Source organism: Kocuria sp. APC 4018, from assembly GCF_030407675.1.
Taxonomy (GTDB): domain Bacteria; phylum Actinomycetota; class Actinomycetes; order Actinomycetales; family Micrococcaceae; genus Kocuria; species Kocuria rhizophila.
Map to the genome: position 1 here is coordinate 20830 of NZ_JASDCY010000004.1, position 17490 is coordinate 38319.

Genomic DNA, 17490 nt, shown 5'->3' on the forward strand with positions numbered 1-17490 from the left:
CCCGGGGCTGCCACGGCCCGACACCTGCTCATCATTTTAGCGCCGGCCCCCGGGGGCCCACCAACCGGAGCGCACCCACCGGGCCGCGCTCGCCGGCGATCACCAACGGTGTGTCGCACCGGCCAAGGCGCGGCCACCGGACCGTGCCCGCCGGGAAGAGGCACCTGGGCGCCCGGTGGGTGCCGGTCACTCGAGGTGGCCGTGGCGCCAGGCCCGCGCGGCGGCGTCGAGCTCGTCGGCGGTGCGCAGCAGCCGGGGGATCCGCTCCCACGGACGGTCCACGGTGAGCCCGGGTGCGTCCAGCGTGTGCTCCTGGCCCACGGCGATCACACGGCAGAACGCGGCGAACCGTTCGAGGGCCACGTCGAACTCGCCGTCGAAGGCCCCGGAGAGGATGACGTCCGCCACGTCGCAGATCTCCTCCGCGCCTGGAGGGTCCGCCACGCCCGCGACCACGTTCGAGACCTGGGCGGCGTGGCGGCCCGTGGCGAACCACCGTCCCATGCGATGCGGATCGGTGCGGGCCGCCGCGCGCAGCGCGTAGAGCCGCCACAGCGCTCCTGGGAGGGAGACGGCCGGGGCCTCGGCCCACATCTCGGCGATCCCGTCCAGCCCCTGCTCGTCCGTGAGCCGCACGAGACGTTCGTGCACCTCGGGGTCGCGGGAGCGCCGCCCCCTGGACACGAGCGCCTGCGCCGCCAGGTGCGCCGCCTCCGAGACCCGCGCGGGGTCCGTCCCGCCCTCGTGGGCCTCGAACTTCTCGGGGGAGAACTTCACGGGTGAGTGGTGCATGCGGCGTTCGGACATGCGCCCGAGTGTACGCCCGGGGTCGTCCGGTCCGACCGGCCCGGGGGCGTCCCCCGGCGCGGACGGTGGGCCGTGGCGCGGGCGCACCCCGGGCGCCGTCGGGCCCGTGGGGCCCCCGCGCCCCGTGAAGGCCGCGCACTCCCGTGCGCAGGTCGGACGCACCCGCGCAGACCAGGCGCCCGCCCACAGGCCGGGCGCTCCGGTGCATGCCGGGTGACCGGGCCAGACCAGGTGCGCGGGCGGCGTCGTCCGGGGCGCGCACGACGCCGCCCGGCTCAGTCCGCGGTGTACGTCTCGCCGGCCTGCTGCCGCCAGCGCTCCTCGAGGCGCAGCATGGCCTGCTGGCTCACCGCGCGCCACCAGCGCAGGGCCAGGGCGGGGTCCTGCTCCTCGATGCGCGTGATGGCCTCGGGGGAGAGTCGGCGTGCGGTCACGTGGGTGAGCGCGGTGAAGCTCACGAGGTAGCGCAGCTCGGTGCCCAGGGCGATCTCGCCGAAGCTCATGCCGGGGCCGATCACCTCGAGCTCCACGCGGTCCCCCTGGGGAGAGCGGCGCGAGACCTCCACGCTGCCGGAGGTGACCATGTACACGCCGCTGAACTTCTGACCCGTGCGCAGAAGCGTGGTCCCGGCGTCCCACTCCACGGCCTCGGTGTGGGAGCGGATCTGGCGGACGTCGTCCTCGGCGAGGGTGCTCAGCAGCTCCGAGCGGGTGGAGTGGACGTTGTCCGGCATGCAGTCGGGGTCCCCGAACTGCTCCAGGATCCTGTCCTCAGCCCACGTCAGGGCCTCCGCGCGGGTGGCGAAAACCGTCATGGGGTGCTCCATCCCGCGGGTGTGCTCGTTGCTCTTCTCCGCGATCAGCACCATGTGGTGCCCGGTGCTCTCCACCTGTTCCGCGGTGCGGGAGAGCATGGGGATCACGAACCGCGCCATGTCGTCGACCTGCCGGATGTCCACGAGCACGTACTGGGAGCGCCGGGCGGCGTCGCGGACCGTGCGCACGGCGGTCTCCGCCCCCGCGAACCGCAGGTCCCCCTGCAGCTCGATGATCCGGGCGTCCTCACCGTGCTGCTCCAGGACCTCGCTGGCGGCCTCGTTGCGGCGCACCAGAGAGGGGGCTTCCGCGAGGGTGTACTCGGAGCGCACCGTGGAGTGGCCGTTGCGCTCGGTGCGTGCGAAGTGCAGGTCCAGGTCCTGGGTCAGGCGCTCGCACGCGGCCACACCGCGCACCGAGTTCCCGTGCCGGTCCAGGGGAGGGGAGAACACCGCCACCGCGAGCTGACCCGGGAGCACCGCGATCACGCCGCCGCTGACCCCCGACTTGGCGGGCAGGCCCACGCGCAGCGCCCACCGTCCGGCGTCGTCGTACATGCCGCACGTGCTCATCACGGACAGCACGTCGGAGACCACGGCGGGCTCCAGCACCCGCTCTCCCGTGACGGGGTTGCGCCCGCCGGCCGCCAGGGTGGCGCCCATGCGCGCGAGGTCCACGCAGTTGAGCATCACCGCGCACTGGCCGAAGTAGTCGTCCAGGGCACCCGTGGGGTCCCCGTCGATGATGCCCCGCGAGGTCAGCAGCCACCCGAGGGCCCGGTTGCGGTCCCCGGCCCGGCGCTCCTGGGCCTGCACGTTCTTGTTGATCCGCAGTCGGCGCCCCGCGCACGCCGAGTACAGCCGCAGGATCCGCTCCATGCGTGTCCCGTGGGACGTGTTGCGCACCAGGGAGGTGGCGGCGATCGCCCCGGCGTTGATCATGGGGTTGGAGGGGCGCCCCGTCTCGGGCTGCAGGGAGATCTCGTTGAACGCGTCCCCGCTGGGCTCCACGTCGATCTTCTCGAACACCCCGTCCGCTCCGCGGTCCGTGAGCGCCTGGGCGTACGTGAACGCCTTGGAGATGGACTGGATGCAGAACTCGTGCTTGGTGTCCCCGGCCTGGTACAGGGCGCCGTCCACGGTGGCCACCGCGATCCCCACGGTCCCGGGATCCGCTCCGGCGAGCTCCGGGATGGACGTGTTGACCGCACCGCCCTCAACCTCACGCAGCTCCGCCACGACCCGCCGCAGGTACTCGGTCACCGGGGACGGGCCCAGCTTGGACATGGGGACGGTGCTCATGGGTGTTCCTCGGGGGTCGGTGGGCTGGTGCGCCGGGGTGGACCGCGGCCGTGCACGCCGCGCTCTTCTCGGCCTCCAGGGTCCCACATCTGCGCGGTCCCGGCGCGCCGGGCCCCGGACGACGACGCCGCACGGCCGCCTCCCCGGCCCAGGGCCCGGCGCGGTTGGGGGCCCGGGCTGCGCACGGGTGAACTGGCGGCGGGTCGGTGCTGCGGTAGAGTGGGGCTGCTCGTGCGCGGGGTGACCCGGCGGCGAGCACGCGCCTTTAGCTCAGTTGGTAGAGCAGTGGACTTTTAATCCATGGGTCGTGGGTTCGAGCCCCACAGGGCGCACCACCCGTCCCGCGCCGGTCCCGACCGGCGCGGGACGTTCCATGTCCGGCCGCTGCGCGGCACGCGGCGTCGTTCTCCGGGAGCTGCGGCCTCGCCCGTGCGCATGCCCAGGGTCACAGACCCTGCTCTGGCCACGGCCCCCACTCACGGCCAGTGCCCAGGCCGTGGTGCTCCTGCCCGGGAGGGGCGGCGTGTGGGGAGTCCGGTGCCCTCACCCTGGTCCGTGGCGCCGGGACCGCCGGACCTCCGCGGTCAGCGCCCGGTGCCCACCCTGACGAGTCTCGAAAGCGCCCAGCCCATGAGGGGGCGGTAGGCCACGAGCACCGCGGCCGGTCCGTGGACCGTGACTCCCGCGCGGGTGCCGCCGCTCGAGGACGGGGAGACCCAGTGCGCCAGCGTCAGCTCGAGCGGTCCCAGGCGCACCCGCCACGACCAGCGGCCCTGAGCGGCCTGCACCGAGAGCACGCGGAACGGAACGGGAACCACGCGCAGCGCCCGCACCGTGCCCTCGGTGCCGGGCAGAAGCGTCTCGGTGTCCGCCCGCACGTTCGTCAGGTGCGGTGCCCAGGCGGTCCACAGGTCGAGGCGCTCGTAGTGCTCCCACACGTCCGAGGTGCGTGCCGGTCCGGTGCGGGTCACTGTCATCTTCACGAGGTCGAGTCTGCCCCCGTGCCACAGGAAGCGCCACCGGCGCCGAGGGGGTGAGGCTGTCCCCACTTTGCGCTACGTCCCGTGCGGTCGAGGCTGCGCCGTGCGCTGTCCGGTCTCGCGAAAGGTCGGCCTGACCTGGGCAAACATGCGAAATGGTCGGCTTGTCCACAAAATGGGGATGGTTCGGGGGCGCACTCGCAACCGGTGGAAATACGGGTGGGTGCGTGCCAGCATGAAGACATCGCAACACGGAGCTGGATGGTGCGGTGCGGTCATGACCGGGGGGGAAAACGGGCCGCCTGTGCCGCCGCTGATCCGAACGTCCACCACGCTGGGGGGTGTGGTGTGTTCGGAGCCTCCGTGTGGCGTTGGAACGAAGCCAGTGCCGGGGGGGCACAGGCTTCGAGCGGATCTGATCCGCGCCGGTTGCCGGCGTGTGCGTCCGCTGCGCCCACGCCGGCCCGTTCGGGGGAACGGGCCGGGGCGCAGCGGGCGCATCACGTTAAGGTGCGCCGCGCGCCCGCCATCTCCTCGCGACCGCTGCTCGACGCCGTGCCGTCGCCGCTCGTTGTGCGTGTCCGGACCCCCTGCGACACTGCAGCACATGACTCCGTCCGAGCCGTCCACCCCGTCCGATCTGCGAGCCCGTGCCCTGGGGCACCTGAGAGACCTCACGGGCAATCCGTCCGCGGACTTCCACCCGGGCCAGTTCGAGGCCGTCTCGGCGCTGGTGGAGGGGCACCGGCGGGCTCTCGTGGTGCAACGGACTGGTTGGGGAAAGTCCGCCGTCTACTTCCTCTCCGCGCTGCTCATGAGGGCGCAGGGCTACGGGCCCACGCTGATCATCTCCCCGCTGCTCGCGCTCATGCGGGACCAGGTCTCGGCCGCCCAGCGTGCCGGGGTCCGAGCGGCCGCGATCTCCTCCGCCAATCCCACCGAGTGGGCGGAGATCTCCAGTGCCCTGGACCGCGGTGAGGTGGATGTCCTGCTGGTCTCGCCGGAGCGGCTCAACAACCCGCGGTTCCGGGACGAGCAGCTGCCTCAGCTCATGGACCGGCTGGGGCTGCTGGTCGTGGACGAGGCGCACTGCATCTCGGACTGGGGCCACGACTTCCGCCCGGACTACCGGCGGATCAAGGACATGCTGGCGCAGCTGCCGGACTCCGTGGCGGTGCTGGCCACCACGGCCACCGCGAACGAGCGCGTGATCGAGGACGTCAGGGAGCAGCTGGGGGTGGGCTCCGGGTACGGGGGCGAGGTGTTCACCCTGCGCGGTCCGCTGTCCCGCGCGTCGTTGCGGCTGGGGGTGCTGCGCCTGCCCTCCACCTCGGCGAGGCTGGCCTGGCTGCTGGCCCATCTGGACGAGCTGCCGGGCAGCGGGATCATCTACGCCCTGACCATCGGTGCGGCGGAGGACACCGCCCAGGCCCTCACGGACGCGGGTCACCGCGTGGCCGCCTACACGGGCCGCACCGACGCCGCGGAGCGGGAGGACCTCGAGGCGGCGCTGAAGGACAACCAGGTCAAGGCCCTCGTGGCCACCTCCGCGCTCGGCATGGGTTTCGACAAGCCCGATCTGGGCTTCGTGGTGCACCTCGGTGCGCCGTCGTCCCCCGTGGCCTACTACCAGCAGGTGGGGCGTGCCGGGCGCGCCACGGACACCGCGGACGTCCTGCTGCTCCCCGGGCGCGAGGACCGGGACATCTGGGAGTACTTCGCCACCGCGTCCATGCCCACCGAGGAGAAGGCCACCGCCGTCCTCACCGCACTTGCGGAGCACGGCGGGCCGCTGTCCGTCGCGGCGCTGGAGCCCCGCGTCAACATCAAGCGCTCGCCGCTGGAGCTGCTGCTCAAGGTGCTCGCCGTGGACGGAGCCGTGGAACGCGTGGGCGGGGGATGGCAGAGCACCGGCAGGCCGTGGCACTACGACGCTCCGCGGTACGACCGTGTGGGCCGCGCCAGGGAGGCCGAGCAGCGGGCCATGCTGGACTACCAGGTCACGGACGGGTGCCGCATGCAGTTCCTCACGCGCCAGCTCGACGACCCCTCGGGGGAACCGTGCGGGCGGTGCGACGTGTGCGCGGGGCCGTGGTACCCCACCGACGTCGATCCCGAGGTCTCCTCCGCGGCGGATGCCGCCCTGCACCGCGCCGGTGTCCCCCTCGAGCCGCGCGCCCAGTGGCCCACGGGAATGGAGCGTCTCGGCATCCGTGTGAAGGGCAAGATCCCGGAGACGGAGCGCGCGGAGCGCGGTCGCGCCGTGGCGCGCCTCACCGATCTCGGCTGGGGGGCCCGGCTGCGGGAGATCTTCCGCGCGGACGCGAACGGGCAGCCGGTGGACTCCCAGGTCACCGCGGACCTCGGACGGGCCGCCCTCACGGTGCTGTCGCAGTGGGACTGGCAGCAGCGGCCCACGGCCGTGGTGGCCATGCCGTCCCAGTCCCGACCGCAGCTGGTGGACTCCCTGGCACGGGGCATTGCGTCGGCGGGCCACCTCCCGTTCTGGGGCGCGCTGGAGCTGAATCCCGACGTCCCCCGGGGCAGCCACGGGGGCAACAGTGCCTACCGGCTTGCCGAGGTGTGGGACCGGTTCACCGTTCCGCCGGACGTGACGGAGCAGCTCAGCGCTTCGGGGCGTCCCGTGGTCCTGCTGGTGGACGACCTCGTGGACAGCCGCTGGAGCCTCACGGTCGCGGCGCAGCAGCTGCGGCTGGCCGGTGCTGAGGCCGTGCTGCCGTTCGTGCTCGCGGCACAGGGCTGAGCGGTTTGAGTGCCCGACCGGGCCGGGGCCGCCGCCCCCCCCCCCGGAGCGTCCCCAGCTCGGGTTCCGGACACTGAATTATCCTGACGGCATGGCCCAGCACTCAGGTGATCCGCTCGTGGAGATCGTCATTCCCGTCCACTCCACATCACGTCCCATCGAACGCGCCGTGTCCTCCGCGCTTCGTGCGAGCCGAGGAGCCCGCCCGGGGCAGTGCCGCGTGACGGTGGTGGCGCACCACGTGTCCGCTGACGAGGTCCGGGCCGTCCTGTCCGCTGAGCAGCGCGCAGCGGTCACGGTGATCGAGTGCGAGGACCGTGGGAGCACGGCGGCGGTGCCCCGCAACGAAGCCCTTCGCCGCACCAGGGCACGCTACATCAGCTTCCTCGACAGCGACGACACCCTCGACGCGGGCGCGGTGACCCGGTGGCTCGGGATCGCCGAGCGCAGGGGCAGCGACCTCGTGATCCCCTTCCAGCACCACACGGGCCATCGAGTGGACATCACCCCCATCCTCCGCCCGTTCCGCAGCTCCCGTCTGGACCCGGTGAAGGACCGGCTGGGGTATCGCAGCTCAGCGTTCGGCCTCGTCCGGGTGGCCACCATCCATCGTCTCGGGGCCCGGTTCGACGAGCATGTGCGCACGGGTGAGGACCAGGCCTTCGTGCTGGCTCTGTACGCCGGCGCCGCAAGGATTGACTACGCCCCGGGATCACCCGGATATCTCGTGCACGCGGACGCCGAGGTGCGGGTGTCCAGACAGCCGTTGCCCATCCGCGCGCAGGTCGCTGCCGCCCTCGACATCACGCACGGTCCGGGGGCACTGCCGGTTGGTTCGGGTCTGCGGGCGTCCTACATACTCAAGTACATCCGGGTGAACTTCTTTCCCTCCCTGGAAGAGTCGTTGCGGGCGGGGCAATGGGGCCCGCAGCTCGAAGAGGCTGCCAATCGCACGGCGCAGGAGATGCTGGCCTTCGCTCCCCATGTTGAGCAGCGCCTTTCCCACGCAGATGTCGAGGTTCTCCGGTTGCTGCGTGATGGAGCGGGTGGGGACGATCTCCTCAAGGCCTTGCAGGCACGCCGCCGGTTTGCCGCCCCAGCGGCGTTGATCACTTCGGATCCCCGCTGGGCGCTCGATCGGCAGAGCCCCTTGCGCATCGCTGCCGCGAGCGCCGTGCAGATGTTCCGCTACCGCATCGGGTCTCGCTGAGCAGAGTCAGGAGAAAGACCGAGCCCTCGCGAGCAGGCTCCGGTTCACCGCTCTCGGCGCAGCTGTGCCCGGCCCCGCAGGGAATGGAGGCGAGGAACTACATCTTGCCAAGAAATGGCGAACCAGGCGGTCAGGAACACCAGCGTGGCCAGGACGTTCGAGCCGATGCCCGGGTGGGTCGTGACGAACCACACCCCCGTCAGGACCAGAACGTAACCCGCTGCCACTCGCAGCATGAGCCCCGTCCAGGCCATGCGGTCGTGGATCCACACGATGACGAGCGGCCCGAGGGAGCTCACCAGGCAGCCCACCAGGTAGCCCAGGGCCGCAGCCATGACCCCCAGCTCGGGCCCCCACCACAGGATGGTTCCCACTCCCAGCAGCAGGCCCACGGCGTTGCCCGCGGCGAGGGCGCGCACGCCCCAGTTCTCGCCGCCGTTGAGTCGCGAGTTGGAGGCGTTGAAACTCGTGGCGGAGACCGCGAAGAAGAGCACGATGAGCAGCGGAGCGGCCTGGGTGAACTCCTCGGCCCGCGCGTTGTAGAGCAGGTGGATGATGGGCTCCGCCCACAGGATTCCCACCCCGAACACGGGCAGGAACACGAGCACCATGATCCGCAGGATCGAATCCAGCTGCCGACGCATGCCGGGGAGGTCTCCGGCCGTGAACATGCGCGCCACCGCCGGTGCGAGCGCCACCAGCATGGAGGAGGACAGCATGCTCGCGGGCGTCGCGATGCTCACGGCCGCGGAGTACTGGCCCACGGCTGAGGCCGTGTCGTAGTGCTTGCCCATGATCATGGAGAGCTGCAGCAGCCCGGAGGCCGTGAGGATGTTGATGGCCGCCCACACGGTGAACGTGTTGATCTCTCGCTTGAGCGGTCGGGGCAGAGGCCCGCCGGAGGTGCGGGGCCAGCCCGGGATCGCGTAGATGAGGTACCCCAGGCTCAGCGGGAGCAGCAGCAGGGGAGTGAACCCTCCCAGCAGGACCAGCAGCAGCAGGGTGAGGGTGACACCCGAGCTGATGCAGTCCCACACGGCAGTGGTGACGAACTGGTTGTTGCCGGTACGGACTCCACGCACGAAGTTGTAGGCGGACAGTGCGACCACCAGCAGGCCCGCCGAGACCGCGTAGGAGGGTGGCAGGTGCAGCGACCACGTGGCCACCCCGACCGCCGCCACGGCCAGCACGGCGGTGGCCAGCGCGGCCGTCCGGGACGTGTAGACCGCCACGGAGAGCTGCTCCTCACGGTGCTGCTGCCCGCGCGCCATGGCGATGAACTTGGAGGCGGCGTTGCCTGAGGCCTGCGGCCACAGCAGCACGAGGAACAGCGCCAGGGAGATCGCCAGGTTGACCTGGCCGAGGATCTCGCTGCCCAGCATGTTGCCGATCAGCAGGCTGTAGCCGAACCGGGACAGCCCCTGGACGAACACCGCCACCACGGTCAGAGCGAAGGACGACCCGATGGGGTTGTCCTTGTTCTCGTGGTTGGGCGGCGGGAAAAGAATCCGGCGCCACTTGCCGGGGGGCGCTGGAGAAGGGGGGCTTGACGTCACTCGTGGAAGTTTATCGATCGCCGCGGGTCCCTGGATCCTCGTGGGCGACCAATCGATAGATTCGGGAGAACGCGGAGCCGACTTCCGCCCGGGAGAACCGAGTGCGCACGGTGCTGGCGATCGCGGCCGGGTCAGCATTGTGGAAGGTGTCCCAGGCCCGCTGGACGGCGTCGGCGAGATCGGACACGTCCCAGCTGTCGGTGAGGACGGAATTCTCCTCAGTGCAGTAGTCGTCAAAACCGCCGCTCAACGGCACAGCGGCTGGCCGACCCGCGGCGATCGCCTCGGCCACTGCTGTGAAGAAATTTTCCTGCGCACTTGGCAGGAAGAAGATGTGGGCCGCGGCGAGCCGATCCGCAACCTCGGCCGGGGGAATCGGCCCGGTGAGTTCCACACGGTCCTCGATGCCCAGGTCGCGAGCCGTACTGCGCAGTGTGTTCATGAGAGGACCGTTGCCCACCAAGGTGTAGCGCACGTCCATGCCTCGTCGCACGAGTTCCGCGATGGTTTCCAGGGCCAGTACCGGGCGCTTGCGATCAATGAGGGCCCCGACCCCCACCAAACCGATCGGGGGGCTGCTGGGAAATGCCGTGGCGGGTTCCGGGTTCTGCACGACGCAGGGCACCACATGCGTGGCGCCAGGCCGGGAGAAACGGGCCATTTCCCGGCACAGTGCATCGGTCACGCCAGTGACGGCATGGGGCAACCGCAGGGCGTGCCGCAACCAGGCTGAACGCTCCCACAGAGGACCCACACTGCTCGGGTTCACCACGCCGTTCCAGTGTTCCGTGTGCACCCACGGCAGTCGGCGCACAGCCCAGGGCGCCGCGGCAAAGAGCACTGCGGAGAAAGCCATGGTGTGCAGCACGTCTGCGCCCCGTAGACCAGCAGAGATCACCCGTGTCACCTCGACATAGCTGCGTGGGTCCACGACATTGAGCCGAACACGCGTAACAGGGACGCCCTCGTAGCTCTCTTGAACGGTCGTGCCCGAGGCGCGTCCGATGAGGACGTGGACGACCGCCACCTGGTGGCCGGCCTCCTGCAGGGCCCAGCAGTGCTCGAGGATGAAGGGGGTGCGGCTGGGGGTCTTGGCATCGGGGAACCACGCGGTGACGACGAGGGAACGCACAGGACGACGGCCTTTCGGAAGAGGAGAGGGCGGCTTGACGCCGCACCTCCACGATTATCACTCAGGTCCACGCGGGTACTGGATCCCGTGGCGGCACGCCGGACGAACTGGGCCGACGCGTCAGGGCGGCCGACGTCCATCCGCGTGGGGCTCACGGCCTGCGTAGGCGACCGCTTTGACCGCCCGCGCACCAGCCCGATAGTCTGATAACCGTTGTTTTGTGGTGAGGCGTTCCCCGGGGCGCCCGTCGCCACGAATGACACGGAGACGTGCCAGAGCGGCCGAATGGACTTCACTGCTAATGAAGGGCTCGGATTAACCCCGGGCCGGGGGTTCAAATCCCCCCGTCTCCGCCCACGAGCAGAACGCCGTCCGCGATCACGCGGGCGGCGTTCTGCGTGTCTCCCCCTGTCACAATCCGGCGACCGACGTGTTTGCTCCTGCATATCGATGCACATGGATACACTCCAAAACAGCACCAGGTCCACTCCCGCCCGCTCGGGTCCGCGGCGTACCGGACCCGGGCCGGAGCAGGAGGAACGGGTATGAGCAACGTACGAGTGCGCGGCTGGATCGCGGCAGGACTGTCGGTGGCCGTGATCGCCGCCGCGGGACCCGCGGCTGCGGCGCCCCCGGATGGAGCGGCGTCGTCGGGAGAGCAGGCCGCGCAGGCGCAGCCGGCGGTGACCGGGGGAGTGGCCACCCTGGGCCGGGGGTCGGCAGGGCAGGGCCGTGTGCTCCCCGAGACGGACCGGTTCGTGGTGGAGTACAAGGAGGGCGCGCCCCGGGAGCACCGCAGTGCCGCGCTCGCTCAAGCCTCGCAGACCGCTGACGTCCCGCGGGCGGAGACGGTCCGGGCCACGGGCAGCGGTGAGGATGTCGTGGAGACGGACACCATGCTCTCCCCTGCGGAGCAGAAGGACATGGTGGCCGCTATCGAGGCCAACCCTGCCGTGGAGTCCGCGGAGCCCGACCAGATCGTGGTGGGGGCGCTCGCCGCGACACCTCCCGCCACCCCGAACGACACGAACTGGAACTACCAGTGGGGCCCGCGCAACATCGGCGTGCCGAACGCGTGGTGGCAGGGCACCGGTCAGGGCGTGGTGATCGGCATTGCGGACACTGGCCAGATCAACCACCCGGACCTCAACGCCAAGACGGTGCCCGGCTACGACTTCCTCTCCGACACCTACCACTCGCGGGACGGCAACGGGCGTGACGCGAACCCGCAGGACCAGGGGGACTGGAGCCCGGGGCGGCCCTCCTGGTGGCACGGTTCGCACGTGGCGGGCATCGCCGCCGCGCAGACGAACAACAGGATGGGCATCGCCGGCGTGGCCCCCGACGCGAAGATCCAGCACGCACGCGTTCTCGGGGCGGACGGCCGCGGGTACGTCTCGGACATCGCGGACGGCGTGATGTGGTCTGCGGGCATTCCCATCCCGGGAGTGCCCCGGAACACGAACCCGGCCAAGGTGGTCAACCTGTCGGAGGCGTGGGACTCCGGAACCTGTCCCGCGGTGATGCAGAACGCGATCAACCGGATGCACAGGATCAACGTGCCGCTCGTGGTGGCGGCCGGCAACGCGGCCAAGAGCGCGAACCTGGCCTCGCCCGCCAACTGCGGGGGCGCCATCGTGGTGGGGGCCACGAATTCCCACAACCAGCTCACCGGATACTCCAACTGGGGGCCGATGCTCGACGTCGTGGCTCCGGGGGGAGACGCGGGCGCCCCCATCTGGTCCACGGTCAACACGGGCACCTACTCGATCGGCAAGCCGTCCTACGGTGACCTCAGCGGAACCTCCATGGCCGCACCCCACGTGGCCGGGGTGATCGCCATCATGAAGGAACGGAACCCGGACCTGGGGGTCGAGGCCATCCGGAGCACCCTGCGCAGCACCGGCACCTCCGTGAACGGCTACCGGAAGGTGAACGGCTATGCGGCGGCGCGAGCCGTGCCCAAGGCCAAGCCCACGGTGCGCGGGGCCATCGCCACCTACTACAACGCCCACGGAGGAGCCGCCACCATGGGGGCGCCCACCACGGGCGAGCAGAGCACGGGAACGGGCGGAGTGGTCCAGAGCTTCGTGAAGAACGGCCGGACCACGCGGATCTACTGGTCCCCCGGCACCGGGGCGCACCGGGTGGACACCTGGACCGGTATCGGTGCGCGCTACGTGCAGCTGGGCGGACACGCAGCACTTGGGCTGCCGCACAAGGACGAGCAGCCTACCGCCACCGGCGGGGCCTACCAGAGCTTCGTGGACCCGCAGACCCGGCGCGCCACCAAGATGATGTGGAGCAAGGCCACCGGCGCGCAGCCCGTGGTGGAGACATCGGCCATCGGGCAGCGGTGGTCCCGCGACGGCTACGAGGCCGGCGCCGGCTACCCCACCTCACCCGAGGTGAAGACCTCCGCGGGGGCGTACCAGCGCTTCCGCAACCTGAAGACCGGTGAGACCACGCAGTACACCTGGACGCGGAGCACGGGGAAGGTGGTTCGCACCGCGGTCCGCTGACGGCGCGCAGAGCGGGCCGGGAGGGCGGACCGGGCGGGTGACCCGGGCATGCACCGGCCCCGCCCTGCCCGTCGATATCCTGGACGGCATGGGAATTCAGCAGCGCGTGGTGGTGGTGGGGGCAGGCCCCCGTGGTCTGTCGGTCGTGGAGCGGCTCGTGGCCCGCTCGACGCACACGGGGGCACGTGTCCACATCGACCTGGTGGATCCCTTCCCTCCCGGCCCGGGGCACGTCTGGCGCACGGACCAGTCGGATGTGTTCCTCATGAACACGCCCTCCCTGTTCCCCACCGTCGTTGCGGCACCCGGGGCGCTGGAGGTGCCCTCGCCGGAACCGCTGCGGGGGATGAGCTTCGAGCAGTGGCGCCGCGGCGTCGTCGCGGGAGAGATCACGCCCGTGACGCCGCTCTCACCGGAGCAGATCGCGGCGCTCGCGGACCTTACTCCCCAGGGCTACCCGCCGCGCGCCGTCTACGGGCGCTACCTCGAGTGGGTGTTCGCCACGCTGCAGGAGAACCTCCCGGACACGGTGCACCTGGAGGTGCACCGCGGGGAGGCCGTGGACGCGTGGGTCCGTTCCGAGGGGCGGCACCGCTACGCAGTGGAGCTGTCGGGCGGTCTCGTGCTCCCGGCGGACGCAGTGGTGCTCGCCCTGGGGCACCTGGACGCGCACCTGCGCCCGGCGCAGAAGGACCTGGTGGACGGCGCCGCCGAGCACGGCCTCACGTACTGGCCGCCCACCGTGCCCGCGGACGCCTTCTGGTCCGAGCTGCCCAGCGGTGAGACGGTTCTGGTGCGGGGCATGGGTCTGAACTTCTGCGACGCGCTCGCACGGCTCACCGAGGGCCGGGGCGGGAGTTTCGACACCGACCCGAACAACCCCGAACGGTTGGTCTACCGCCCCTCAGGGCGCGAGCCGAAGATCGTGGCCGGCTCCCGGCGGGGCACCCCCTACCGCGCGAAGCCCGTGCTGCAGGGCTACTACGCGCAGTCCCTGCAGACCCGGTTCTTCACCCTGGACGCCGTGCAGGAGCTGGCGGAGGACTCGCGGCGGGCCCTGTCCTTCGAGCGGCAGCTGTGGCCGCTGATCCGCAAGGACGTGATCTGGAACTACTACACGGTCCTGGCCCGCACCGCCCCCGAGGCCTTCCAGTCCGATCCGCAGCAGTTCCTGCGGGAGCTCGACGAGATCCTCCTGGACACCACCGACCCCGGCTGGTCGCACCACAGCGACGCACTGATCTCCGACGCCGTGGTCCCCGGCCGGCAGCTGCAGCAGGCACGGCTGGCCCGTCCGTTCGAGGACGTCAGCTTCGCGAGCCACGACGAGTACGCCGCGGCGGTCGTGCACTACCTGGACCGCGATGTCCACGGCTCGCTGCGCGGCGAGGACGACCCCGTGAAGATGGCGATCGCGTCCCTCAACGCCGCGCGCACGGTGCTCAAGTGCGTCCTCGCGGAGATCGGGATCTCGGACTCCTCGTGGGTCCACGAGCTGCGCCGCCAGTTCGAGCCCCTCGTGGAAGGCCTCGCCTCGGGCCCGCCCGTGCTGCGGATCCAGCAGCTCGCGGCGCTCACCCGGGCGGGCGTGGTCCGCTTCCTCGGCCCCGAGCCCCGTTTCGTGGTGGACCGCACCGAGGGGTGCTTCGTGGCGGCCTCTCCGTGGGTCGAGGACGCACCGGTGCGCTCGCGGTGGCTCATCGAGGCGATGTCCCCCACCAACGACGTCCACCGCAACATCTCGCCGCTGCTCACCCACATGCACGAGCGCGGGCTGGTGCGCGCCCGCCTCATGGAGACCCAGGACGGCGCGAGCCCCGAGTCCAGCTCGGGTCTGGACGTGAGCATCGAGCGCGCTCGCGGTTACCGGGACGACGACGCCGCGTCCCGGTCCTTCGTCTACCGCGCCGTGGGCGCCGGGGACCAGGCGGAGGAGGGGATCTACGTGATCGGCCTGCAGCTGTCCTCGGTGCAGTGGGGCGTGTCCATCGCCGCGGAGGCCGAGGCTCCTGCCCACCTGGGTGCCCGCACGATCGCGGACGCGGACCAGATCGCGCAGGACGTCTTCGCGGGGGCGCGGCGCGAACCGTGAGCGGCGCGCCCGGGGCGCGGGCGGCGTCGTCGTGGAGCCGTGCGTTCAGCCGAGCACCGCGCGGGCGGTCCGCTCGTCCGTGACCAGGTGGGAGACGAAACCCGCCTGCAGGACGGCGCGCAGGACCGGGACCTTGGCGGTTCCTCCGGCCACGCAGATCCGGATCTCCTTGCGGCGCAGCGCGTCCAGGGGGATGGAGACGGTGCGCTCGTCCAGCTCCGGGACGGCCGCCCGGCCGTGCTCGTCGATGAAGTGGGAGCACAGGTCGCCCACGGCGTCGCGCGTGACACCGGCGCGCTCGGAGGGAGTGAGGACGTCGCGCACGAGCAGCGGGGAGTCCTCCGCCACCGAGCCCACGGTGAAGATCGCGGTGCGCGCGCTGCGCCCGAGATCCAGGACGTACTTGATGCTCCGGTCCTGTTCCACCACCCGCCTGACCTCGGGGCTGTCGAAGAGCATGGGCAGGGGGAGGGTGTGGGGGTAGGCGGCGAACGCGGCGCACAGCAGCCGGATGGTCTCGTGGTGGCCCACGAGCGGCGAGGCCAGGCTGCTGCCGCCCTTGAGCTGCACCATGTGCACCCCGCTGCGCGGCTGGGGTGTGAGGGCCTGGGCCACGGCCCGCATGGTGCGCCCCCACGTGATGCCCACGAGATCGCCGTCGGCCACGTTCTCCTCGAGCACCTGTGCGCCCATGCCCCCGAGCTCGTGCAGCAGCTCCTCGTCCGTGTCCGCCGCGGCCACCACGCGCGTCTGCGCCAGACCGAAGCGCTCGCACAGCTGCCGGCCCACGTCCGAGGACACGGCCCGGGGGTCGCGGATCTCGATGCTCACGAACCCCCGGTCCTTCGCGTGCTGCAGCAGCTTGGACACCGTGGGCCGGGAGATCGCCAGCTTGCGGGCGATGTCAGCCTGCGGCAGCCCGCGCTGGTAGTACAGCCGCGCCACGTCCAGGGACTGGGCGTCCCGTGGGCTCAGTTCCACGAGCCGTGCTCCCGACCCGGCAGGGGACCGGTCACAGGCCCATGATCACGCCGACGAGCGCGGCGTTGAGCATGTTGGTGAGGAAGCCGGCGAAGAGGGCGAACATGCCCATCTGGGCCACGTCCGCCCGGCGGTCCGGCGCGAGTCCGCCGAACGAGCCGATCTGGATGGCGATCGAGGACAGGTTGGCGAAGCCCGCCAGGGCGAACGTGGTGATCAGCACCGACTGGGGCTGCAGGTCCGGGATGGCCGGGCCGAAGGACGTGTAGCCCACGAACTCGTTGAGAATGGTCTTCTGGCCGATGAAGTTGCCCACCTGGGCGGCGTCCTCCCACGGCACGCCGATCGCCCAGGCGAGCGGTGCGAAGAGGATTCCGAACAGGCCCTCGAGGGACCAGCCCTCGAAGCCGAAGAGCGAGCCGAACCACTCCAGACCGCCGGACACCATGGCGATCAGGGCGATGAACGCGATGAGCAGGCAGCCCACGATCACCGCGATCTTGCCGCCGCTCAGCGCGCCGTTGCCGATCGCGTCGATGAGGTTCTTGGACTCGGTGTCCTTCACCTTGAGGGTGTTGACCGACGCCACGGACTCCTCGGTCTCCGGCATGAGGGCCTTGGCGATCAGCAGTGAGCCGGGGGCGTTCATCACGGAGGCCGCGAGCAGGTAGGGCAGCGGCGCCCCCAGCAGCGAGTAGCCCACCAGGGTGGATCCGGCCGCGGCGGCGAAGCCACCGGTCATGCACGTGAACAGCTCCGAGCGGGTCAGCTTGCTCAGGTAGGGCTTGATCACCAGCGGGGCCTCGCTCTGCCCCAGGAAGATCACCGTGGCTGCGAACACGGACTCCACCTTGGAGGTTCCCATGATCTTGTTCAGCGCCGTGCCCACGAAGTGGACGAACACCTGGATCACGCGCAGGTAGTACAGGCCGCCGATGAGCGCGCCCAGGAAGATGATCACGGGCAGCACGCTCAGCGCGAAGACGAAGCCGTTGTCCTCGCTGACCAGCCCGCCGAAGACGAACATGACGCCCTCGTTGGTGAAGCTGATGAGCTTCTGGATCAGGTCCGAGACCCACTTCAGGGCCTCGTAGCCGGTCTCCCACTTGAGGATCAGCAGTGCGACCCCCACCTGCAGGGCGAGACCCACGCCCAGCGTGCGCCACTTGATGGCGTGCCGGTGGCGGGAGAACAGGATGATGATGCCCAGGATGAGCGCAATGCCCACCAGGCCCTGGAAACGGCCCACGGTGACCCCAGCTTTCGTTGTCCGGCACGGCGGCCCCGTTGCCGCAGCGTGCACATTTGTCAAAACTATAAGTGCCAGAA

The 17490-nt window shown here is 70.9% G+C and carries 11 protein-coding genes and 2 tRNA genes; 6 read left to right on the top strand and 7 right to left on the bottom strand.

All coding sequences use genetic code 11. The features are described 5' to 3' along the window. Positions 1 to 186: 186 nt before the first annotated feature. A complete protein-coding gene (locus QL985_RS01425) occupies positions 187 to 807 on the bottom strand; it encodes a hypothetical protein (RefSeq protein WP_019310525.1) in 621 nt (206 codons plus the stop codon). Between the two features lie 275 nt (positions 808 to 1082). Beyond that, complete coding sequence (glsA, locus tag QL985_RS01430) at positions 1083 to 2924, bottom strand: glutaminase A (RefSeq protein WP_052239247.1); 1842 nt, start codon at positions 2922 to 2924, stop codon at positions 1083 to 1085. Between the two features lie 259 nt (positions 2925 to 3183). Here glsA and QL985_RS01435 point away from each other — a divergent pair. Continuing rightward, a tRNA-Lys gene (locus QL985_RS01435) sits at positions 3184 to 3259 on the top strand. A gap of 249 nt (positions 3260 to 3508) precedes the next feature. Here the strand turns inward: QL985_RS01435 and QL985_RS01440 are convergent. Then, entirely contained in the window at positions 3509 to 3901 is a 393-nt protein-coding gene (locus QL985_RS01440) for an SRPBCC family protein (RefSeq protein ID WP_239357802.1), read from the bottom strand. Positions 3902 to 4511: 610 nt separating this feature from the next. Here QL985_RS01440 and QL985_RS01445 point away from each other — a divergent pair. Next, positions 4512 to 6668: a RecQ family ATP-dependent DNA helicase gene (locus QL985_RS01445; protein WP_039101056.1), complete on the top strand. Its 2157-nt coding sequence runs from the start codon at positions 4512 to 4514 to the stop codon at positions 6666 to 6668. Between the two features lie 118 nt (positions 6669 to 6786). After that, positions 6787 to 7878: a glycosyltransferase gene (locus QL985_RS01450; protein ID WP_237573704.1), complete on the top strand. Its 1092-nt coding sequence runs from the start codon at positions 6787 to 6789 to the stop codon at positions 7876 to 7878. Between the two features lie 44 nt (positions 7879 to 7922). On the opposite strand, the gene QL985_RS01455 is transcribed toward QL985_RS01450, so the two are convergent. Together QL985_RS01455 and QL985_RS01460 are read right to left on the bottom strand one after the other, a co-directional pair. Further along, positions 7923 to 9434: a lipopolysaccharide biosynthesis protein gene (locus tag QL985_RS01455; RefSeq protein ID WP_050899492.1), complete on the bottom strand. Its 1512-nt coding sequence runs from the start codon at positions 9432 to 9434 to the stop codon at positions 7923 to 7925. 10 nt (positions 9435 to 9444) lie between these two features. Continuing rightward, positions 9445 to 10566 carry a glycosyltransferase gene (locus QL985_RS01460; protein WP_019310519.1) on the bottom strand — a complete coding sequence of 374 codons (1122 nt, stop codon included), beginning with the start codon at positions 10564 to 10566 and terminating at the stop codon, positions 9445 to 9447. A 263-nt stretch (positions 10567 to 10829) separates the two neighbouring features. Here QL985_RS01460 and QL985_RS01465 point away from each other — a divergent pair. The 3 genes from QL985_RS01465 to QL985_RS01475 all read left to right on the top strand — a co-directional run bounded on the left by QL985_RS01465 (position 10830) and on the right by QL985_RS01475 (position 15180). Next, a tRNA-Ser gene (locus tag QL985_RS01465) sits at positions 10830 to 10919 on the top strand. 192 nt (positions 10920 to 11111) lie between these two features. After that, positions 11112 to 13088 carry a S8 family serine peptidase gene (locus QL985_RS01470; RefSeq protein WP_259905333.1) on the top strand — a complete coding sequence of 659 codons (1977 nt, stop codon included), beginning with the start codon at positions 11112 to 11114 and terminating at the stop codon, positions 13086 to 13088. Positions 13089 to 13176: 88 nt separating this feature from the next. Then, positions 13177 to 15180 (top strand): FAD/NAD(P)-binding protein, encoded by a 2004-nt coding sequence (locus QL985_RS01475; RefSeq protein ID WP_259905332.1) that lies wholly within the window; start codon positions 13177 to 13179, stop codon positions 15178 to 15180. Between the two features lie 45 nt (positions 15181 to 15225). On the opposite strand, the gene QL985_RS01480 is transcribed toward QL985_RS01475, so the two are convergent. Next, positions 15226 to 16161 (bottom strand): sugar-binding transcriptional regulator, encoded by a 936-nt coding sequence (locus QL985_RS01480; protein ID WP_259905331.1) that lies wholly within the window; start codon positions 16159 to 16161, stop codon positions 15226 to 15228. Between the two features lie 31 nt (positions 16162 to 16192). After that, positions 16193 to 17410, bottom strand: coding sequence for a nucleoside transporter C-terminal domain-containing protein (locus tag QL985_RS01485; protein WP_259905330.1), 1218 nt, complete (start codon positions 17408 to 17410; stop codon positions 16193 to 16195). Positions 17411 to 17490 lie beyond the last annotated feature (80 nt).